Below are 21,155 nucleotides of genomic sequence, written 5' to 3'. Positions count from 1 at the left end.
GTGACCGATCGTCCCGCGCGCGCTCCGCGCCCCCAGCACATCCTCCACGTCGTGGATACCCGGCGGTTGAGTCCGCACCTGGTGCGCGTGCGCGCTCGAGGGACGGATCTGGCGGCGTTCCGCGACAGCCCTCACACGGACGCGTACGTCAAGATCACCTTCGCGAAGCCCGAGCTGGGCCTCGAGCCGCCGTACGACCTGGTCGCTCTGCGCGAGACGCTGCCGGCCGACGACCTTCCCGTCACCCGCACGTACACCGTGCGCGCCGTCGACGGCGACGAGCTGACCATCGACTTCGTCGTGCACGGAGACGAGGGCCTCGCCGGTCCCTGGGCGGCACGGGCCCAGCCTGGCGACCGGCTCGTGGTCTCGTCCCCCGGCGGGGGATACGCCCCCGACCCGTCCGCCGACTGGCACCTGTTCGCCGGTGACGAGTCCGCGCTGCCCGCGATCGCGGCCGCGCTCGAAGCGTTGCCCTCGGATGCCGTCGGTGCGGCGTTCCTCGAGGTGCAGAGCGCCGACGAACGCGTGCCCCTCTCGGCTCCCGCCGGCATCGTGGTGACCTGGGTGCACCGGGGTGCGGCCCCGGCGGGCTCCACCCCGGTGCTGGCCGAGTCGGTGGGTGGGTGGCATCCACTCGAGGGGCGCGGGCAGGTCTTCGCGCACGGGGAACGCGAGGCGATGAAGGCGCTGCGCGACATCGTCTTCACCCGGTGGGGGCTGCGACGGGAGCAGGTGTCGCTCTCGGGGTACTGGGCGTACGGCCGCACCGAGGACCGGTTCCAGGCCGAAAAACGCGAACCGATCGGGAAGATCCTCTGAGGGTCACCTGATCCTCAGAGGCGTGTCGTGATCCGACTCGCGGGGCTCCCGGCAGGTTGCGTAGCTCGAGCCCGACTTCGCTCCGGTTCTCCGGCGCGGCCGGTCAGGCCTGGGCGCGCTCCGGAAGAGTCGGGATGAGCTGCTCGAGGAACGCGGCGGTGTCCTCCCAGCCGTGCACGGCGTGGCAGGCGACGCCCATCGCGAGCACCGGGTAGTCGTTGCCGTCGGGGTCGAGCCGGTCGCCGACGAAGAGCATGTCGTCGAGCGGGATGCCGGTGGTGTCGGCGAGCTTGCCCATGCCGTAGGCCTTGTCGATGCCGCGGTGGGTGATGTCCACCGAGGTCGAGCCGCCCGAGCGCACCTCGAGGTCGGGGATGCGCGCGGCGACCGCCTCGCGCAGGCTGTTCTTCTTCTCACCCGTGGGGTCCCACGCCATCTTCGCGTCGAGGGGGGCCGACTGGCCGAGGGCGGAGAACGTGATCTGCGAACCGCGGTCTTCGAGGATGTCGCCCCAAGGCTCGGCCTCCCACAGGCCGAGCCGCTCGGCCTCTTCTCGCACGGCCGACAGGGCACGCTGCTTCTCGTCATCGGTGAGGGAGTGGGCATACACGGTCTCGATGCCGGCCGGGGTGAGACGGTAGTACTGCGTGCCGCAGGTCGGCATGAGGTGGAACTGCGACAACAGCTCCGGGGAAGCCTCCGGGAGGCGCTCGACGACCTGGGTGCGGAACTGCTGCAGCTGCCCGCCGGAGATGATGGCCACCTCGACCCGCTCGGCCAGGGCGAGCAGCAGCTCGCCGATCCGCGGATCGATGGCTGACTTCGACGGGGCGAGGGTGTCGTCGAGGTCGAAGGCGACGAGGCGGGGCGTGGCGTCGGACACGGGGCTCCTGCGGGGTGAGGTACGGGGAACACGCGTGGACACGCGTGGGAAGAAGACGGACGCCGCATGACTGCGGACGTCTTGCGATTCTACCGACCCTGCCGAACCGCGCTCGCGGGTGAAATGGCCGGGCAGGGCGACAAAGTCGTGCGCCCAGCGGAGCATCGGGCGCACTGACGACGTGCAGCGACGTCGTGCGGTTCGTCTCGGCGGAAATGTCAGGCGGCGCGTGTCAACGTGCCGATGCGCTCGCCCACGTGGTTGTAGACGGTCATCGTGTCGTCGGCGACGGTCGCGGTCGCTATCCCGCGAAGCCAGGTGTCGACGCCGGGGCACGCCATCTTGGTCGAGAGGCCTAGGGTCGCGACGATGGTGCCGTCTTGGGCGGTGTAACTACCGCCGATGCCGTTGCACCCGTCATTCCCTCGGAGTTTGCCATTTCGCAGTGACAGCGATTCCGGCCCGGTTCCTCGCCATTCGCCCGTTTCGGGAGCGTTTTCCGGTGCGCTCGCCGGACCGACGCACGCGGTCGTTGCGCACCCCACCGTGATGAGAGCGACGACAAACAACGCACAGCGAAACATGAGATTTTCCTCATTCACCTCGGGAAACGAAAGATTATTCATATCGGATTACCAGGTTGTCATAAGGTAGGCGCCGACGCTGTGAGGTGGGTGGGGGCCCGATCGCGATCCCCGTCTGTATCACCGTGCGTACTCCACGAGACACATGAGATGAGACGATGACACGAAACACGAAGCGCATGGGATGGGGCGGCCTCACCGCAGCCGTCGCGCTCACCGCATCCGGTCTGCTGGCCCCGACGGTGGCTTTCGCCGGTGACGACCCGTCGATCGCGCCCACGGCCGGCGCGGACTTCGATGCCACAGCGCAGCGACTGTTGAGCGGGGATGACGACATTCAGGCGGTGGCCAAAGACGGCCGCGGCAACGTCGTCGTCTATACGGCCGGAGACGAAAGCGATCTCGGCGGCGCGGCGCGCAGCTTCGTCGACTCGAAGTCGAACGTCATCGTCAAGTCCATCGGTTCCCCGATCGAGGCGCTGGCGGCCAACGACGTGGTCGGTGGCGCGGGATACGTCTCACCAGACCCCGGCGACCCTCAGAAGGGCTTCTTCTGTTCCATCGGTTTCGCCGGATGGAGCCCTGAGGGCGCCCCCGCCGTCATCTCCGCCGGTCACTGCACCAAGGATGGCACCGCAAACGAATCGCTGCTCACGACACCAGCGAATGAGCCTGCCGGTGGGGGCAGCAAACCGGGGGCGTTCGCTCCCCTGGGCACCGTGGGGTACTCGCAGTACGGGGGGCCTGGAAACTCGGCAGGCGCTGAAGGAGATTCCTCCTCCGTGGACATTTCTGCCATCGATGTGACGAACCCGGATCTCAACCTGAAGCCGGAGATCACGGATTGGACGACCGCCTCGACGAACGATCTGGCTGCTTCGACCATCGCCGTTGAGTCCATCGGAGAAGCCCAGGTCGGTGCGTCCGCCTCGAAGTCGGGGCGCACGACGGGCCTCACATCGGGCACCGTGGATTCGGTCGAAGGCTGGGCCGAGGTCAGTGGGCGCTGGGTTTACGGCTTCGGAGTCGTGGGCGACTACAACATGGTCCTCAGCGGCGACTCCGGCGGGGCCGTCTTCCAGGGCAACACCGCCTTGGGCGTCGTCTCGGGCGGAAACGATCCCATCCCCGAAACCGGGACGCCGGGCGGCAACTTCATGTGGGTCGCCGATCTGCAGGCTGGTCTCGCCCGCACCGGCGGCTACACGGTCGCTCTGAAGATCGACGCTCCCGCGCTCACCACCCCCTCCGATGGCGGCACTGTAGGCGTCGGCGGCGTCATCTCCGGTACCGCTGAGGTCGGAACCACGCTGAAGGTCAAGCCGTCCACCGGCGACGCGTTCGATGTGACCGTCGACGGGGCGGGCAACTGGAGCTTCCCCGCTCCCGACAAGCTCGGCGCTTACTCCTTCTCGCTCACCTCGGTCAGCGGCTACAACACCTCGGCCACCGTCGACGCGTCGGTCCAGGTCAAGGCGGAGGCCCCGGTCATCACGAGCCCCGCCAACGGCTCGACGATCGAGAACGAGCTCACGGCGATCTCGGGCACCGGTCTCGCCGGCGCGACGGTGACCCTGACGGGCGACGTCAAGGGCACCGCGAAGGTCGCCGCCGATGGCAGCTGGTCCGTCGAGACCGATCTGAGCATCGGCCAGTACGAGGTCACCGCCACCCAGGCCCGCGACGGCGAGACGTCGGCTGCGGCCACCGTCGAGTTCACCGTCGCCCCCTCCGCGCCGGTCATCACCGGCGTCCAGGACGGGGAGTCTTACACCGGCGCCGCTGTTCCCACGGCCATCTCGGGAACGGGCCTCACCGGTGCCGACATCACGGTGACGATCAACGACGCCAAGGTCGGCGAGACCGTCGTCAAGGACGGCACCTGGTCGGTCGTGCTGAAGGACGCCCTCGCCGCCGGTGACTACGCCGTGGTCGCCACGCAGACGGTCGACGGTGTCTCGAGCTCCGCTTCGGTGCGATTCTCGGTCACGGCCGCTCCGGCACCGGCACCTTCGCCCAGCGGCACTCCCGCTCCGGGCGGTAACCCCGGCGGCGGACTCGCCAACACCGGTATGGGTGACGTCGCCCCCCTCGCGTGGGGCGCTCTGGCCCTCATGCTGGGCGGCTTCGGTGCCCTCGGATACCGCAAGGTGCGCCGCGCCACGCGCTGAGCACCCTGAGTGAGCGCCCCCGGTGCCTTCCCGTTTCGGAAGGCTCCGGGGGCGCTTTTCTCTGGGAGCCGTGCTCGACCGGGTGTCTGGCGTCGAGCAATCATGTCGCAGCCGAGTCGCGCTGCTCGGACCAGCCCTTAGGCGGTTCATTGCCCTTCCCTCTGGTCGGCGCACGATGACGCAGGGGCCGGGTCTGCCTCACGTCGAGCGTCTCCCACGGGCCGGGTGAGCCGGCGCCGGACCGGTTCGAGCGCGGACCGGCCGAGTCCAGCCGGTCCGGCCGAGCAGGGTCGCGCTGGTGGTCAGCAGATGACTGCCGCGAAGGAAAAGGAGAAGGGCCCCCACTGAGCGGGAGCCCTTCTCGATGATGCGATGGTCGGGGTGACAGGATTTGAACCTGCGGCCTCGTCGTCCCGAACGACGCGCGCTACCAAGCTGCGCCACACCCCGTTGCAACTTGAAAAGTCTACCCTGCCGCGGGCCATGCTCCGAACCACGACGGCATCCGGGCGTGCCGTCCTCGACGACAGACCGGTTGCACGCTGAGCTCCCGGGCGGTGAGGTGCGGGCGGCGGCTCCCTGTCGGTGAACCGCCGCCCGGTGTCCTCAGGTGCGCAGAGCCCGACGTCGACGCCCGAACGCGCACGCGACTGCGCCCAGTCCCAGAGCGGTCACCGCGGCCCCCACCGCGCCCGGGAGTGCGGCGCCGGGCGATCCTGTAGCGGCGAGCGAGGCGAGCGCGGGCGGAGCCGCCGGGGGCAGCGGTTCCGCGCCGGTGGGAGGGAGAGTGGGAACAGGGGTCGTCGTGGGCGCGGGCGGTGCGACCTGCTCGGTCTGGGTGGGGGAGGCGAACCGCTCCTTCCATCGGAATCCGAGGGGGAGGTGGGCCGAGACGCCCGGGTCCTGCTCCTCCCGGTCGATCCGCCACACGGCGGTGTAGACACCCGGGCCGGGAAGCTCGGAACTCTGCACCGTATAGGTGCCCGCCCCTAGCGACGGATCGGTGGTGAGGCTCAGGTGCGTGAGGGGCGTGAGGTTCGCGGGGATCTCGTCGGCTTCTGCGGGCCACGCCCCCGTGCGGTAGACGTCGGCCGTCGCCGTGATCGGCACGAACGACCCGTCGCTGCGTCGAGGCCAGATGCCGTCGACGGATGACACCGTGACGTCGTCGACGAACCGCCCGTCGGCGATCCGCGCCGTCGTCTCGATGCGCGGGGAGAACTGCACGGGCCGGGGCGCGGCATCCTGCGTCGACAGGTCGAACCGCGTGGGTTCGGCCGGGCCCGCGGAATCCTGCTGCCCGGGGGTGGTGTAGAAGTGGACGGCCGCCGCGGGAACCGTGAAGGAGCCCGTCGCGCGAACGGTATAGGGACGGCCGTCCTCGGAGGCCGAGGCGGGGGCGATGATCGGGTAGATCTCGCCGCCGCGGACGTTCTCGCGGACACCGCTGCCCGTGTCGGCGAAGACGGCGTTCTCGAGGTGCACTCGGCCCGTCGCGGCCGGGTCGACGTCGACGCGCACGGATCCGCGGGTGGGATCGCCCTCGTCGGTCGTGAGCGACAGAGCGCCACCGATCCGCGGAACGGGTACGGCCTCGGCCTCGGCGAGGTATTGCATCGTCCGCGCCTGGATGGCGCCGCTGTTCTCGGGGCTGGCGCGTCGCATGATGAAGTCGATCGCGCCGGGCAGATCGTCACCCTCGTATCCCCAGGAGTGCAGCGTGGTGTCGCGGTCGACGACCGCTTTGACCGCCCAGGCGACGCTCGCGGCCTGCACCGGATCGTCGGTCTGCCCGTAGGAGGTCACGAGATGGTTGATCGACACGAGCTGCTGGGGAGAGAGCCCGTTGACGTCGCTGGATGTGCCGTGGTCGGTCGTCGCGTCTGTCGGGACGGGCAGGCCGGGGTGGATGCAGTACGTGTGGACGTCGCCCACCCGCATGGATCCGTGCCATCCCGTGCGGGAAAGCGGGGCCCACGTGCCGAAGCCCGTGCCACGTTCGGTCGCCTGAGCGGCGGGTGCGACGGCGAAGGTGCCGATGAGGATCGTGAGGAGGGCGAGCGCGGCCGGGAGACGACGCGTCGACGGAGGTGGATGGTGCATGAGGGATTCCCTTCGATCGAGGAGTTCGATCGTCCGGGATCCACCGGCCGGTGCATGCGGAGAAGGGACCGATCCGTGGATGGATCGATCCCTTCGCCGACTGTGGAGGAAAGGTCAGCGCGGCAGCAGCGTGAGCAGACTCGCCTCCGGCCGGCAGGCGAAGCGCACGGGAGCGTAGATCGAGTGCCCGAGCCCGGCGCTGACGTTCAGGGGCACGGTGCGACCCGCCGCGGTCCATTCGCTCAGACCTCGCGCCTGATCGAGGGGCAGGTCGCAGTTCGACACGAGAGCCTTCCTGCTGAAGGGCACGCGCACTTGGCCGCCATGCGTGTGACCGGCCAGCAGGACGTCGGCGCCGAGCTCGACGAAGGTGTCGAGCGTCCGACGGTAGGGCGCGTGCATGACGCCCAGCGTGAGATCGGCGCTGGGGAGCGTGCCGAGCACGGGCGGGATGAGCTCGGGCTTGTCCCACTTCCGGTGCGCGTCGTTCACGCCGAAAGCCGTGACGCGAAGGCCCTTCACCTCCACCGACACCGCGGTGTCATCCAGAACACTCCAATCGAGATCGTCGGTGAAGAACCGGTCCAGGGCGTCGACGTCGAGGTGCTTGTGGGCGGGGAGATTGCCCGAGGGGCCGAGGAAGTAGCGCAGCGGGTTGCGCGGGGCGGGTTCCTGGAAGTCGTTCGACCCGTGCACCACGAGGCCCGGGATGCCGCGGAGGGGGGACAGAGCGGCGCGGATACCCGTGAGTCCGTCGCGATGTCCGAGATTGTCGCCGGTGTTGACGACGAGATCCGGCGAGAGCTCGGCCAATCGCGCCATCCACTCCTGCTTGCGATGCTGCCACGGCGCCATGTGGGCGTCGGACACGTGCAGGATGCGGACGGGCTCGGAGCCCTTCGGAAGCACGCGGAGGGCGTGATAACGCACCGTGAACAGGTATCGCTCGATACCCATGCCCCACACGGCCGCCCCGACGGCGGCCGCCCCCGCGACCCCGAGGGGTGCGAGGGCGGCCTTCACCACAGGACCGGTCACGAGGGGCAGTCCTTGGCGACGATCGTCAGGATCACGTTGGTGCTCTTGCTGGCCGCCGTTCCGCCGGCCGGGTTGGTCGAAACAACCTGCCCTTCCGCCGGGGCCTTGTCGTCCTTCGAACAGCCGCCGATCGAGACGGTGCCATACCCTGCGGCCAGCATGGCCGCACGGGCCGAACTGACCGGCTGTCCGGACACCTCGGGCACGGTACCGCTCTGCCCGTTGCCGGGGCTCAGGGTGATGACCGAGCCGGCCGGAGCGGACCCGCCGCCGGGGTTCTGGGCCGCGACACGGTCGTTTCCGAACTCCGCGTCGACCGGGTCGCCGATCGAGACACGGAAGCCCGCGTTCTGGAGCGTCGACCGGGCGCTGTCGATGGACTGACCAACGACGTTCGGCAGGTCGGCCTGCTTCGTCCGCAGGGCATTCGAGGGCGGGTCGGGGAAGGCATCTCCGCCGTAGAACTCGTCGGCTGCGCTCTGGGTCGCCCGAGCGATCGAATACCGCATGTCGGACAGCTGCTGACCGTTCCAGTACTTGCCGAACAGCGTCTCGATGCCGCGCCAGTTACCGACCCACACCGCCGTGGTGACCTTGGTCGAGGACTCGATCATCCACGTGTTCCATCCCTCGTGCGTACCGGTCTTCCCGAGCACGGGAGTGCCGTCGTAAGGGTTCGCCGAGGAGCCGGTTCCGCCGCTCGCCATGACGCCCTGCAGCGCGTAGCCGACCGCGGCCGCGACGTCGGGGGTGAGCGCGGGCTCGCACGCGCGCTCGGGGATCCTCCGCTCCGCGCCGTCGCTGTCGGTGACCTTGTCGATCACCTTGGGCTGGCAATGCGTGCCCCCGTTGGCGACCGTGGCGTAGGCGCCCGCCATCGCGAGAGGCGACACCGGGTCGTTGCCGATGACGTTGTTCGCGACGGCCATGTCGATGTCGGTTCCGTTGCCGCGCGTGACACCGAGCTTCTTCGCCGTCTTGGCGATATCGCAGAGGTCGAGTTCGGATGCCATCGCGAGATAGCCCGTGTTCAGCGAGTCGCGCGTGAAGCGCAGGGGGGTGCCGACGTAGCCGGAGCTGTTCCCGAAGTTGTTGATCGTGACCTTGCCGGCGTTGATCCAGTCTCCGGTGCAGGAGTTCTTCATGTTCGGAACCGGTCCGAGACGGCCGTTGAGGTTCTCGTTGAGCGAGTGCCCCTTCTCGATCCAGTCGACGAGGGTGAAGAGCTTGAACGTCGATCCCGCGTTGAATCCGTCGGACCCGCCGTAGGTGCTGTCGCCGGCGAACACGATCGAGTTGTAGGACGGGTCCGCTTCGGCCTGAGCAGGGTCCTGGGTGAACTTGGTGTTCTGCGCGATGGCGAGGACGCGTCCCGTGCCCGCCTCAAGGCTCACCGCCGTCGAACCGAAGTCCATGTTCGCGTACATGGCGGGCGCGTTGTCGTTCATCGCCTGCTGGGCGGCATCCTGAACACGCCAGTCGAGGGTGGTCTGGATCGTCAGACCGTCCTGGCGGAGGGCGCGCACCCGGTCGTCGGTCTCGTCGCCGAAGGCGGGGTCGTTGAGGATCGTCGCGACGACGTACTGGCAGAAGTACGGGGCGGCGGAGACGACGCAGCCCTGGTCGGTCGAGGTGATCGACGGGGTGATCGGCTCGATCGCGAACTGCACGTACTGTTCGTGCGTGATCTTGCCGTCCGCCTCCATACGACTGAGCACGTAGAGCTGACGGCCCTTCGTCTCGCTGTAGCCGTCGGCGGCGTTGACGAGCTGCTCCTGCGTGATCTCGCCGTTGTCACGCAGCGTGTACAGCGCCTGGATCGTGCCCTGGTCGACGTCGTCGATCGATCCGTCGGGAGCCTTGTTCCACGCGGTCGTGCCGTCGTTGATCGATCCCTCGGGGATGTCGATGCGGAAACGGTTCGGGTTCTGCACCATGCCCGCGAGAACGGCGGCCTGTCCGACGTTCAGCTGCGAGGCCGGGACGTTGAAGTAGCGCTTGGCCGCGGCGTCGATGCCGTAGGTGACGCCGCCGAAGTTGGCGATGTTGAGGTAGCCCAGAAGGATCTGGTCCTTCGTGTACTCCTTCTCGAGCTGCACGGCGTAACGCATCTCCTGGAGCTTGCGCTGGTAGCCCGCGGCGCCGTCGGACTGGATCGCTTCGAGGGCGCACTTCTGCAGAGCCTCGTCGCGCGTCATCGCCGGCTGGGTGTCGGTCGCCTCGACGGCCTTCGCGTCGCGCTCGCAACGCTGGACGAGCACGTTCTTCACGTACTGCTGGCTGATCGAGGAACCACCCTGGGTCTCGCCACCGGAGGCGTTGCTGAGCAGGGCTCGCGTCGTTCCGATGAGGTCGACGCCGCCGTGCTGGTAGTAGCGGGGGTCTTCCGACGACAGGATCGCGTCGTACATGACCGGGTTGACCTGGTCGAAGGTGACGGGGGAGCGGTTCTGGTCGAAGAACTTCGCCAGCACCTGGTCGCCCGCCATCAGCGTCGTCGGCTGCATGAGCTCGTCGGGCTTGAGGTAGCTCGGCATCTTGTCGAAGATCGTGATGGCGCTGGATGCAGCGGCGCCGGAGACGGCGATGGCCGGCGTCACGGCGGCGGTGACGAGGAGTCCGGCGACCGCGCTCAGGCCGACGAGGCCGACGATGCCGCCCAGGGCACCGCTAGCCGTTCGTTTGTTCTCGGGCATAGGGTTGATGCTAAGCGACGTTGCTGGGCGATGCCTCGAAGGCGTGCGCTCGCGCGCGCACGAAACCGTCCCCGCGCGTGAGATCACGCGCGCCGACCCACCGCCGGGAGCCTCGAAATGACCACGTGGGAATACCTCACCACGCCGCTGCTGATCCACAACACCGCCGCGATCCTGAACAACTGGGGCAAGCAGGGCTGGGAGCTCGTGCAGGTGGTGACCGGCCCCGAGGGTGGGCTCGTGGCCTACTTCAAGCGTCCCGTCGGCGGCGGGAGCGCCAACGCCGGTCTCGGTGCCGCGGAGGCGGCCGCGCGTCAGTTCGAGGGCCAGCAGTGAGCGTCAGCGAGCGGCTCGCCGCCCTTGGCGTCGAGGTTCCCGCGGTCGTCCCGCCGGTGGCGTCCTACATCCCCGCGAAGCGCCACGGCGACCTCGTCTACACCTCGGGTCAGCTGCCCATGGTGCAGGGTGCCCTTCCCGCGACCGGCAAGGTCGGGGAGTCCGCGGGTCTGGTGACCCCGATGGATGCCAAGGGCTACGCCCGCCAGTGCGCGCTGAACGCCATCGCTGCTGCGGCGGCGCTGGTCGGCGGTGTCGACAACCTGACCGGTGTCCTCAAGCTGACCGGGTTCGTGGCATCCGTCCCCGAATTCACCGGGCAGCCGGGGGTCATCAACGGAGCGAGCGAGTTCCTCGGTGAGGTGTTCGGCGAGACCGGCGCGCACGCGCGGTCGGCCGTCGGCGTGCCGGTGCTGCCGCTGGACAGCCCGGTCGAGGTGGAGGTCGTCTTCACCGTCGCCTGACGGAGCGATCGAGGAGGGGCCGTGGACGCAGACGCCGTCCGCGGCCCCTCGTCGTTCCCGCGGCCGTGCTGGTGGGGAACGACGGCGTCCGTCAGCGTGCGACTCGGCGGATTCTGAACGAGGGAGGAGGACGATCGGCCTCGTGACTCCTCCTCCTCCTCCCGTGCGGCCCGGCTCTTCACTGGTCGACCCTCCCGTGCACCTGCGGCGCTCAGTCGTGGTCGCCGTCGCGACCGTCGTCGGCCTCGTCATGGTCGGACTCCTGCTGCGTCTGACGGAGCTCGACGCGGCCGGATCCGCGGCCGTGCACCATCTCCGCGGAGGGCCGCTCGGCCCGGTGGCGGAGGTGCTCTACCTCGCCCTCAAGCCACTGCCCGCGACGCTCACGATGCTGGCGGCGACGGCGGCGGTCGCGGGCCTCACCCGGTCGTGGCGGCCCGCCGTCGTCTTCTCGGGGACGATCGCGGTGACCTGGGGGTCGGCCGAGGCGGTCAAGCTCGTCGTCGACCGTCCACGACCTGGACTCAGCGAGGCGGCGATGGCGACGATTGGGCGCGCCGCCGACGCCTCCTTCCCGAGCGGTCACGTCGCCTTCACCGCGGCTCTCGTCGCCGCGTGTGCGTGCCTGGCGTGGGGCACACGGTGGCGCTCGCTCGTGATCGTGCTGGGTGCTCTCCTCGTGGCGTGCATGGCCGCCGCCGTCGTGATCGAGGGAGTGCACTACCTCGGCGACGCGGCGGCATCCCTCGTCTGGGTGGCGGGGGTGTTCCCGGCGGTACGCGGGGGGGTGGGCGATGGCCGTCGCGAGGATGGATGCCACGCTGCGGCGCCGACGCTCGCACCGGGTCGTCTGACTCACGGCACGACGGATCTCACCCGCCACCGCCGCGCTGCCACGACGGCGGGAGCGGCCGGGGACGCGGCGTCCCCGGCCGGCGGACGTCACTTCACCTGGGCGCTGATGACGCTCATCACAGCGGTGTCGGCGAGCGTCGTTGTGTCTCCGACCTCGCGTCCTTCCGCGACGTCGCGGAGCAGGCGGCGCATGATCTTGCCCGAGCGGGTCTTCGGCAGCTCCCCGACGATGTAGACGTCGCGCGGGCGCGCGATGGGGCCGATCTGCTCGCCCACCCATCTGCGCAGCTCGTCGCCGAGTCCTTCGACGGGATTCTGCTTCAGGTAGCGGCTCTTGATGATCACGAAGGCGACGACGGCTTGGCCGGTGGTCTCATCGGATGCCCCGACCACGGCCGCCTCGGCGACACCGTCGTGCCCGACCAGGGCCGACTCGATCTCGGCGGTCGAGAGGCGGTGCCCGGAGACGTTCATGACGTCGTCGACGCGACCGAGCAGCCACACGTCGCCGTCGTCGTCCAGGCGGGCGCCGTCGCCGGCGAAGTAGTAGCCCTTGTCGGCGAACTTGTCCCAGTACGTTTCGCGGTAGCGGTCGGGGTCGCCCCAGATGCCGCGGAGCATGCTCGGCCAGGGTTCGGTCACCACGAGCAGACCGCCGCTGCCGTTGCCGACCGGTTCGCCGCCGTCGTCGACCACCGCGATCGAGATCCCGGGCACGGGCACCTGCGCCGAGCCCGGCTTGGTCTCGGTGACCCCCGGCAGGGCCGAGATCATGATCGCGCCCGTCTCGGTCTGCCACCACGTGTCGACGATGGGCGTCTCGTCGGCGCCGATGATCTCGCGGTACCAGACCCACGCCTCGGGGTTGATGGGCTCACCGACGGAGCCGAGCAGGCGCAGCGACGACAGGTCGAACTTCTGCGGCACGTCGCGTCCGATCTTCATGAAGGAGCGGATCGCCGTGGGCGCGGTGTAGAAGACCGTGACGCCGTGGTTCTGGATGAGCTCCCACCAGCGACCCGGGTGCGGGGTGTCCGGGGTGCCCTCGTAGAGGAGCTGCGTCGCGCCGTTGGCGAGCGGGCCGTAGGCGACGTAGGTGTGACCGGTGATCCAGCCGATGTCGGCCGTGCACCAGTAGACGTCGGTCTCGGGGTGCACGTCGTGCACGACGCGGTTCGTGAACGCCGCTTGCGTGAGGTAGCCCCCCGAGGTGTGCAGGATGCCCTTGGGCTTCCCGGTGGTCCCCGAGGTGTAGAGGATGAACAGCGGGTTCTCGGCGGGGAAGGCCTCGGCCTCGTGCTCGCTCGAGGCCTGCGGCACGACGTCGTGCCACCAGATGTCGCGGTCGGCGGTCCATTCCACCTCGTTCTCGCCGCGCTTGACGACCAGGACGTGCTCGACGGTCTCCTGGATGCCGGAGCCGTTGCGGTCGGCGAGGGCCTGGTCGACCGCGGGCTTGAGGGGGGACACCTTGCCCTTGCGCCAGCCGCCGTCTGCGGTGATGACGACCTTCGCTCCGGCGTCGTCGATGCGCGCGCGGAGGCTATCGGCCGAGAACCCGCCGAAGACGACGGAGTGCACGGCGCCGATGCGGGCGACGGCGAGCATCGAGGCGATGGCCTCGGGGATCATCGGCAGGTAGAGCGCGACACGGTCGCCGCGTTCAACGCCGAGGCCGAGGAGGACGTTGGAGAGGCGCTTGACCTCGTCGGTCAGCTCCGCGTAGGTGACGTTGCGCTGGTCGCCGGGCTCGCCTTCCCACCGCAGCGCGATGCGATCTCCGTTGCCGGCTTCGACGTGGCGGTCGAGGCAGTTGTAGGCCACGTTCAGCTCGCCGTCGGCGAACCACTCCGCGAACGGGGGGTTGGACCAATCCAGCACCTGGGTGAAGGGGGTGTGCCAGTGCAGTTCGCGGGCCTGGTCGGCCCAGAAGCCCTCGCGGTCGGCGGCTGCGCGCTCGTACAGACTCCGGTCTGCGACGGCGTTCTCGGCGAAAGCGGCCGACGGGGCGAACCGGCGGGTCTCGTTGAGGAGGTGGTCGATCTGGCTGCTCATCGCGGCGCTCCTTCGCGTTCACGTCACACCGCGTCGATGCGCGGAGTTCTACCCGGGTCACGCTAGCGACCGCTCATTCCGGGGGCCACCTCCGATAGTTGGCATCGCCGTCGCCCGGGAAACAGGTGATATATCGCAATGAATAGGTCGCGAGAGTTGGCCCGGCTCATTCGCGCGCGTACTCTTAGAACGCCCGAACATCGCTTCCGGCACTCGCGTCGGGGGGAGCCCCCCAATTTTCCTCCGGCGCGCGGCGGCATCCCTCGCCCCCCACTGTAGGGATGCCGCCCCCTTCTTTTTCCGGCCGCTCGCACCTTTCCTCCCCAGCGAGGCGAGCCGGCCCGTTGTCCACGGAAGCCCATCCGCGCCCCGCGACGGGGCCCTGCCGATGCCTACCGTCGTGGTCGTGGCATCCTTTCCTTCCCTCGCATCGACCGCCCCGGCCGCGTCCCGGCCGGCGGATCCGGGTCGCGCCGACGACGGGGCCGATGACGATGCCGCGCTGACATTCCTCCGGCCCTTCCTCGACGACCCTCTCGTCACCGACCTCTTCATCAACGGAGAGCACGGGCTCTTCGTCGACCGCGGCGCCGGGATCGAACGGGTGGCGTCCTGGCGGGCGAGTGAAACGGAGGTGCGGCGTCTGGCGGTGCGCCTGATCGCGCGGGGCGGTCGCCATCTCGACGACGCCTCCCCGTGCGTCGACGTGCGGTTGGAGCGGGGCGTGCGCGTGCACGCGGTGCTCGCGCCGGTCGCCACCCGCGGAACGACCATCTCGGTGCGCGTCCCCCGGTGGGACACTCCCGACCTCGCGCTGTTGGAGCGGACCGGGATGCTGTCCGAGGTTCAGCGCGAACGCCTCGAGGACTTCGTGGACCGACGGCAGAACCTGCTCATCACGGGGGCGACGGGTGCGGGTAAGACCACTCTTCTCTCCGCCCTCCTGGCCCGAGTCCCCACCACGCAACGCATCATCACCATCGAGGAGGTGGCCGAGCTGCGTCCCGCGCATCCCCATCACGTCGCGCTCGAGGCGCGCCAGGCGAACATCGAGGGAGCCGGCGGCATCACCCTCGCACGACTCCTCCGCGAGGCGTTGCGCATGCGCCCCGATCGCCTCGTGCTGGGGGAGTGCCGCGGCGAAGAGCTGCGCGAGCTCCTCATGGCGTTGAACACCGGACACGACGGGGGAGCCGGCACGCTCCACGCGAGCGGCCTCGCCGACGTCGCGACGCGCCTGGAGGCGCTGGGTGCGCTCTCCGGAATGGATGCCGTGACCACGGCGCGGCAGGTGGTGAGCGCGGTCGGCGCGGTGGTCCACGTCGACCGATCGGACGGGCCCCGGCGCGTGACCGCGTGGGGGAGGCCGGTCATCCGCAACGGCCGACTCGTCATCCAGCCGGAGGAGTGGTCGTGACGGCCCCGAGAACAGACCCTTACGCGACCGTGGTGCGTCTTGCCGTCCTGCTCGGGGGCGGAGCTTCGCCCGCTCTCGCGTGGCGGCACCTGGCGGAGGGAGGAGACCCCACCGCGGGAGCCGCGGCCCGGGCCGCTGACCGGGGTGAGGACGTCGGCGCCGTGCTGACCGCGGCGGGCGGGGCCTGGGTCGACATCGCGGCCGTCTACAGCGTCGCCGTCGAGACGGGGGCTCCCTTGGCGGAGACGCTCCGTTCCGTGGCGGGCGCTCTGCGCGACGCGGCCGAAGTGGCCTCCGAGGTGCGCGTCGCGCTGGCCGAGCCGCTCGCGACGGCGCGCCTGCTCGGTTGGCTTCCCGCGGCGGGTGTGCCCCTCGGCGCGCTTCTCGGAGCCGATCCCCTCGGCATGCTCCTCGGCGATCCCCTCGGGCGCGTGTGCTTGGTCGGCGGGGTCGCCCTGGTCGCCGGGGCACACGTGTGGTCGAGGAGGCTGGCGCGGTCGGCGCGTCCGTCCGCGAGGGTGCCGGGACTCGAGGCCGAGCTGTGGGCGGTCGCGCTCTCGGCGGGCGCGTCTCCCGAGCGTGCGCGCGCGGTGATCGCCCGCCGTGCGCGCAGCCCCGGCGACTCAGGGGCGCCCGCCATCCACGAGACGCTCGATCTGGCGCTGCGAGCCGGCGTCCCCGCCGCAGAGCTGCTTCGCGCCGACGCCTGGGCGTCCCGGCACCGGGCTCGCACCGAGGGGCGGGAGGCGGCGGCACGCCTGTCGACGCGTCTGCTCCTCCCGCTCGGAGCGTGCACCTTGCCCGCTTTCCTCCTGCTCGCCGTCGCACCGATCGTGCTCGGCCTGCTGCGCTCCGGCGTCCTCCCGTGACCGCTTCATCGATCCCGAACACCCCAACATGAAGGAGACCCCATGTCCGACCTCGATCCTCGCGCCCCGTTCGTCCACGACCCCTCGTCGTTCCCCCTGCTCACCGGCGCCCGCGCGCGCCGAGCGTTCCTCGACGAGCGCGGCGCCGCCACCGCGGAGTACGCCATCGCAACGATGGCGGCCGTGGCCTTCGCCGGGCTGCTGGTCGTCATCATGCGCAGCGACGAGGTGCGCGGCATCCTGACCGACCTCGTGCGCCGCGCGCTCACGGTGCAGTGACGCGGTGGTGTCGGTCGGGCGCCGTCGCGCGCTCGCGGCGGTGCCTTCGGAGAGTGGGTGCCGCCTCGCGCGCGCGGCTAGGCCTCCGGGCCGTTGGCGCGGCCTCGCACTCGCGGCTGGGCGAGTCGGCTGCCACGGCCGCCTCGCGCGTGCGGCTCGGCGACCGGGGCGCGGTCACGGCGGAGTTCGCCGTGACCCTCCCGGCCGTGCTGATCGTCCTGGCGCTGGGAGTGGGGGTGCTCGGCACCGCCGCGACCACGCTGCGTCTGCAGCACGCGGCGACCGAGGGCGCTCGGCTCCTCGGCCGTGGAGACGACGTCGGAGCGTCGGCAGCGCTCGCCGCAGCCGGCGGCTCGATGACCGTGACGCACGACGGTGGTCTCGTGTGCGTGTCGACGTCTGCGACCCGTTCGGTTCCGCTCGCCCTCCCCCTCCCGCCGGCCGCGGCGCGCGCCTGCGCGCTCGACGGTGGCCGCTGATGGCGGGCAGCGTGTCGACCGTCGGTGTGCTGACGGTCGTCGCCGGTATGGCGGTGGCGGTGGCAGCGGTCGGTGGGGCCGCGTTGACGGCGCGGCGGGTGGCCGGCACGGCGGATGCGGCTGCCCTCGCGGCGGCCGATACGGCCAGTGGCGCGGTGAGCGGCTACCCGTGCGACGCGGCGGCGCGGGTGACCGCCGCAGCCGGGTGGGAGCTGACGGAGTGCCATGTCGACGGCCTGATCGCCACGGTCACCGTCGCCGGGGCGTACGGTGGAGTGCCCCTCGATGCGCGCTCGCGAGCCGGACCTCCCGATGTCTCGAGCCCGTGAGACCTCCCGGAACCCGAACAGGGAGGCGTGTGTATGGTGTGCATCGAAGAAAGGACCCCAGTGGCAAACGGAAAGAAGCTCGTCATCGTCGAGTCCCCGACGAAGATGAAGTCGATCCAGGGATACCTCGGCGACGACTACGAGGTGCTCAGCTCGGTCGGTCACATTCGCGACCTCGCGTCGAAGAAGGAGATCCCGGCCGACAAGAAGGCGGCGTACGGCAAGTACTCCATCGACGTCGAGAACGACTTCGACCCCTTCTACGTGGTCAACGACCGCAAGACGAAGACGGTCGCCGAGCTCAAGCGCGCGCTGAAGACCGCCGACGAAGTCCTGCTCGCCACTGATGGTGACCGCGAAGGCGAAGCCATCGCGTGGCACCTGCTCGAGGTCCTCAAGCCCAAGGTCCCCGTCCGCCGCATGATCTTCCACGAGATCACCAAGGACGCCATCCGCGACGCCGCGGAGCACACGCGAGACCTCGATGTCTCGCTCGTCGACGCTCAGGAGACGCGCCGCGTCCTCGACCGTCTCTACGGATGGGACGTCTCGCCGGTGCTCTGGCGCAAGGTCGGTTCCGGACGCGAGGGAACGGCGCTCAGCGCCGGCCGCGTGCAGTCCGCCGCCACGCGCATGGTCGTCGAGCGTGAGCGCGAGCGCATGGCGTTCGTCTCGGCGTCGTACTGGGATGTCGAGGCACTCGCGTCGCAGTCGGGCTCGTCGTTCACCACGCGACTGAACCGTCTCGACGGAGCCCCCATCGCCCGCGGTGGAGACTACGACGACAACGGTCAGCTCAAGAAGGCCGTCGTCGTCCTCGACGAGTCTGCTGCTCGCTCGCTGGCCGACGCGATCACCGCCGCGGGGCGCGCCACGGTGTCGAAGGTCGAGGCGAAGCCGGGCACGCGCAGTCCTCGTGCTCCGTTCACGACCTCGACCATGCAGCAGGAAGCCGGCCGCAAGCTCTCGATGAGCGCGAAGCACGCCATGGGCGTCGCACAGCGTCTGTACGAGAAGGGCTTCATCACCTATATGCGTACCGACTCGGTCGCGCTGTCGGGGCAGGCGATCTCGGCCGCCCGCGCGCAGGCCGTGGCTCTGTACGGCGACAAGGCGGTTCCCGCGAACCCCCGCGTCTACAAGAGCAAGTCGAAGAACGCGCAGGAGGCGCACGAGGCCATCCGCCCCTCGGGCGAGACCTTCCGCACGCCCGCCTCGCTCGCGTCGTCGCTGGACCGCGACGAGCAGAAGCTCTACGACCTCATCTGGAAGCGCACCGTCGCCAGCCAGATGGCGGATGCCAAGTACGAGACGACGACCGTCACCCTCACGGTGCGGGCCGCGGCGCAGGTCGCCGAGTTCACGGCATCCGGAACCGTCTACACCTTCAAGGGCTTCCTCGAGGCGTACGAAGAGGGCGCAGACGAGAAGCGCAACGACGACGACGCCGACCAGTCGCTGCCCGCCGTCGCCGTGGGCGACGAACTGGCGATGAGCGATGTCGAGCCCAAGGGGCACAGCACCTCTCCCAAGCCGCGCTACACCGAGGCGAGCCTGGTGAAGGCGCTGGAGGAGAAGGGCATCGGTCGCCCGTCGACCTTCGCGAGCATCATCGGCGTCATCCTCGATCGCGGCTACGTCACCAAGCGGGGCCAGGCGCTCGTTCCGAGCTGGCTCGCCTTCAGCGTGGTGCGACTGCTCGAAGAGCACTTCGCCGACCTCGTCGACTACGACTTCACGGCGGCGCTCGAAGACGACCTCGACGCGATCGCCCGCGGGGAGCAGCGCCGGACCGAGTGGCTCAAGTCGTTCTACTTCGGTTCGGAGAAGCAGGTCGGCCTTCGCCACATCGTCGACAACCTCGGCGAGATCGACGCGCGCGAGCTCAACTCGACGCGTATCACCGACACGGCCGTGCTGCGGTTCGGCAAGTACGGTCCCTACCTCGAGGTCACCGATCCCGCGGCGGACGCCGATGCCAAGCCGCGGATCGTGAACATCCCCGAGGACCTCGCACCCGACGAGCTCACCCCCGACAAGGCGCGGGAGCTGATCGAGGCGCCGGTCGCCGGCGATCGCGTGCTGGGGGAGAACCCCGAGAACGGCAAGCTCGTCGTCGTCAAGGACGGTCGCTTCGGACCCTACGTGCAGGAGGTCGACGCCGAGGAACCCGAAGAGGTCGACCAGGCCACGGGCGAGGTCGTCGAGGCCCCGAAGAAGCGCGGCGCGAAGAAGGAAGCCGCCCCGAAGCCCCGTACGGCATCGCTCTTCCGGTCGATGTCGGTCGACACGATCGAACTCGACGCGGCTCTGCAGTTGCTCTCCCTCCCGCGCGTCATCGGTGCCGATCCGGCGACCGGCGACGAGATCACCGCTCAGAACGGGCGATTCGGCCCGTACCTGAAGAAGGGCACCGATTCGCGGTCGCTCGACAACGAGCAGCAGATCTTCGACATCACGCTCGAGGAGGCGCTCGCGAAGTACGCCGAGCCGAAGTACGGCGCGCGTCGCGCCTCGAGCGCGCTGAAGGAGTTCGACGCCGACCCGGTGAGCGGCAAGCCCATCAAGCTGAAGGACGGCCGATTCGGCCCCTACGTCACCGACGGCGAGACGAACGCCACCGTTCCCCGCGGTGAGAACGCCATGGAGATCACGTTCGAGCGCGCGGTCGAGCTGATCGCCGACAAGCGGGCCAAGGGCCCGGCGCCCAAGAAGACGACCACCGCGCGGAAGACGGCCACCACGAAGACGGCGGCGAAGACGACCGCCGCCAAGACGACGGCAGCCAAGACGACCGCCACGAAGACGGCGGCGACCAAGGCGACGGCGACGAAGACGGCGGCAGCCAAGACGACCGCCACGAAGACGGCGGCGACCAAGGCGACGGCGACGAAGACGGCGGCGGCCAAGGCGACGGCGACGAAGACGGCTGCGTCCAAGACCACCGCGACCAAGACGGCGACGACACGGACGACGGCCGCCAAGACCGCGGCAGCCAAGACCACCTCGACCACCCGCAAGGCCCCGGCGAAGAACTCGTGACCGGTCTCGAATCCCGGCCGCTGCACGCCCCACGGGCGGCACCGGCCGGGGGTCCGGGGCTCTTCGTCACCTTCGAAGGGGGAGACGGCGCCGGCAAGACCACCCAGGCGTCGATGCTGGAGGAGTGGCTCGCGGCCGACGGTCGCGACGTCGTTCGTACCCGCGAGCCGGGAGGCACCGAGGTGGGCGTGCGGATCCGGGAGATCGTCCTGCACCACCGCGGTCACATCGCCGCTCGCGCGGAAGCGCTGCTGTACGCCGCCGATCGCGCGCATCACGTGGAGACCGTCGTCCAGCCCGCCATCGCCCGTGGTGACGTCGTCATCCAGGATCGGTACCTCGATTCGTCGGTCGCCTACCAGGGAGCGGGCCGCGTACTCGACGCCGACGACGTGCGCGCGCTGTCGCTGTGGGCGACGGGGGGCCTGCTTCCCGACCTGACCGTGCTGCTCGACCTCGACCCGACGGCGGCCCGGCGACGGCTCGATGCCGCCGACAAGCCCTTCGACCGGCTCGAGGCGGAGAAGAGCGACTTCCACGCGCGGGTCCGCGCGGGCTTCCTGGCGCTCGCGCAACGCGAGCCCGAACGCTTCCTCGTGCTCGACGCGACCCAGGCGCCGGAGATCCTGGCCGCGCGGGTGCGGGAAGCGGTCGCCGAACGCCTGCGCTGAGCCGGACGTGCACCGACAGCCGATGCTCAGCGGCGGTGTCGGACCCCGGGATTAGGCTGGAA

The 21,155-nt window shown here is 70.0% G+C and carries 17 protein-coding genes, 1 tRNA gene and 1 pseudogene; 12 read left to right on the top strand and 7 right to left on the bottom strand.

What is annotated here, in order from left to right; translation table 11 throughout:
* Complete coding sequence (locus Q0818_RS08435; RefSeq protein ID WP_298873527.1) at window positions 1-822, top strand: siderophore-interacting protein; 822 nt, start codon at window positions 1-3, stop codon at window positions 820-822.
* A gap of 103 nt (window positions 823-925) precedes the next feature.
* Here the strand turns inward: Q0818_RS08435 and Q0818_RS08430 are convergent, their stop codons facing one another.
* Window positions 926-1,705: an HAD-IIB family hydrolase gene (locus Q0818_RS08430; protein WP_298873525.1), complete on the bottom strand. Its 780-nt coding sequence runs from the start codon at window positions 1,703-1,705 to the stop codon at window positions 926-928.
* A gap of 218 nt (window positions 1,706-1,923) precedes the next feature.
* A complete protein-coding gene (locus tag Q0818_RS08425; RefSeq protein WP_298873522.1) occupies window positions 1,924-2,331 on the bottom strand; it encodes an META domain-containing protein in 408 nt (135 codons plus the stop codon).
* A gap of 116 nt (window positions 2,332-2,447) precedes the next feature.
* Between Q0818_RS08425 and Q0818_RS08420 the strand changes: the two genes are divergently transcribed.
* Window positions 2,448-4,460 carry a hypothetical protein gene (locus Q0818_RS08420; RefSeq protein WP_298873521.1) on the top strand — a complete coding sequence of 671 codons (2,013 nt, stop codon included), beginning with the start codon at window positions 2,448-2,450 and terminating at the stop codon, window positions 4,458-4,460.
* A 373-nt stretch (window positions 4,461-4,833) separates the two neighbouring features.
* Here Q0818_RS08420 and Q0818_RS08415 read toward each other — a convergent pair.
* The 4 genes from Q0818_RS08415 to Q0818_RS08400 all read right to left on the bottom strand — a co-directional run bounded on the left by Q0818_RS08415 (window position 4,834) and on the right by Q0818_RS08400 (window position 10,297).
* Window positions 4,834-4,910: transfer RNA gene (locus Q0818_RS08415), tRNA-Pro, on the bottom strand.
* Window positions 4,911-5,066: 156 nt separating this feature from the next.
* Window positions 5,067-6,563, bottom strand: coding sequence for a hypothetical protein (locus Q0818_RS08410; RefSeq protein ID WP_298873519.1), 1,497 nt, complete (start codon window positions 6,561-6,563; stop codon window positions 5,067-5,069).
* A 114-nt stretch (window positions 6,564-6,677) separates the two neighbouring features.
* Window positions 6,678-7,601 carry a metallophosphoesterase gene (locus Q0818_RS08405; protein WP_298873517.1) on the bottom strand — a complete coding sequence of 308 codons (924 nt, stop codon included), beginning with the start codon at window positions 7,599-7,601 and terminating at the stop codon, window positions 6,678-6,680.
* Window positions 7,598-10,297: a transglycosylase domain-containing protein gene (locus Q0818_RS08400; protein WP_298873515.1), complete on the bottom strand. Its 2,700-nt coding sequence runs from the start codon at window positions 10,295-10,297 to the stop codon at window positions 7,598-7,600. The genes Q0818_RS08405 and Q0818_RS08400 overlap by 4 nt, the downstream gene beginning before the upstream one ends.
* A 117-nt stretch (window positions 10,298-10,414) precedes the next feature.
* Here Q0818_RS08400 and Q0818_RS08395 point away from each other — a divergent pair, with 117 nt between their 5' ends.
* From Q0818_RS08395 to Q0818_RS08385, 3 genes and pseudogenes are all read left to right on the top strand, one after another.
* On the top strand, window positions 10,415-10,633 hold the full coding sequence (locus Q0818_RS08395; protein ID WP_108317699.1) for a hypothetical protein: 219 nt from the start codon (window positions 10,415-10,417) through the stop codon (window positions 10,631-10,633).
* Window positions 10,630-11,097, top strand: a complete 468-nt coding sequence (locus Q0818_RS08390) for a RidA family protein (protein WP_298873513.1) — start codon at window positions 10,630-10,632, stop codon at window positions 11,095-11,097. Before Q0818_RS08395 ends, Q0818_RS08390 begins: the two co-directional genes overlap by 4 nt.
* Before the next feature lie 250 nt (window positions 11,098-11,347).
* Window positions 11,348-11,854 (top strand): annotated as a pseudogene (locus Q0818_RS08385) (phosphatase PAP2 family protein); the annotation flags it as partial.
* A 185-nt stretch (window positions 11,855-12,039) separates the two neighbouring features.
* Here Q0818_RS08385 and acs read toward each other — a convergent pair.
* Window positions 12,040-14,007, bottom strand: coding sequence for an acetate--CoA ligase (gene acs / locus Q0818_RS08380; RefSeq protein ID WP_298873511.1), 1,968 nt, complete (start codon window positions 14,005-14,007; stop codon window positions 12,040-12,042).
* A gap of 406 nt (window positions 14,008-14,413) precedes the next feature.
* Between acs and Q0818_RS08375 the strand changes: the two genes are divergently transcribed.
* The 7 genes from Q0818_RS08375 to tmk all read left to right on the top strand — a co-directional run bounded on the left by Q0818_RS08375 (window position 14,414) and on the right by tmk (window position 21,093).
* On the top strand, window positions 14,414-15,424 hold the full coding sequence (locus Q0818_RS08375) for a TadA family conjugal transfer-associated ATPase (RefSeq protein ID WP_366943132.1): 1,011 nt from the start codon (window positions 14,414-14,416) through the stop codon (window positions 15,422-15,424).
* Window positions 15,425-15,456: 32 nt separating this feature from the next.
* Window positions 15,457-16,293 carry a type II secretion system F family protein gene (locus tag Q0818_RS08370; protein WP_298873509.1) on the top strand — a complete coding sequence of 279 codons (837 nt, stop codon included), beginning with the start codon at window positions 15,457-15,459 and terminating at the stop codon, window positions 16,291-16,293.
* A 42-nt stretch (window positions 16,294-16,335) separates the two neighbouring features.
* On the top strand, window positions 16,336-16,572 hold the full coding sequence (locus Q0818_RS08365; RefSeq protein ID WP_298873507.1) for a DUF4244 domain-containing protein: 237 nt from the start codon (window positions 16,336-16,338) through the stop codon (window positions 16,570-16,572).
* A 149-nt stretch (window positions 16,573-16,721) separates the two neighbouring features.
* Window positions 16,722-17,051, top strand: a complete 330-nt coding sequence (locus Q0818_RS08360; protein ID WP_366943131.1) for a TadE family protein — start codon at window positions 16,722-16,724, stop codon at window positions 17,049-17,051.
* Complete coding sequence (locus tag Q0818_RS08355) at window positions 17,051-17,380, top strand: Rv3654c family TadE-like protein (RefSeq protein WP_298873504.1); 330 nt, start codon at window positions 17,051-17,053, stop codon at window positions 17,378-17,380. The genes Q0818_RS08360 and Q0818_RS08355 overlap by 1 nt, the downstream gene beginning before the upstream one ends.
* A gap of 60 nt (window positions 17,381-17,440) precedes the next feature.
* Window positions 17,441-20,422, top strand: a complete 2,982-nt coding sequence (gene topA, locus Q0818_RS08350; RefSeq protein ID WP_298873502.1) for a type I DNA topoisomerase — start codon at window positions 17,441-17,443, stop codon at window positions 20,420-20,422.
* On the top strand, window positions 20,419-21,093 hold the full coding sequence (tmk, locus tag Q0818_RS08345) for a dTMP kinase (RefSeq protein WP_298873500.1): 675 nt from the start codon (window positions 20,419-20,421) through the stop codon (window positions 21,091-21,093). Before topA ends, tmk begins: the two co-directional genes overlap by 4 nt.
* Window positions 21,094-21,155: the final 62 nt, after the last annotated feature.

The organism is uncultured Microbacterium sp., from assembly GCF_947489255.1.
Classification (GTDB): domain Bacteria; phylum Actinomycetota; class Actinomycetes; order Actinomycetales; family Microbacteriaceae; genus Microbacterium; species Microbacterium phycohabitans.
The sequence above is the reverse complement of the archived record's forward strand: the minus strand, read 5'-3'. Positions and strand labels throughout refer to the sequence as shown.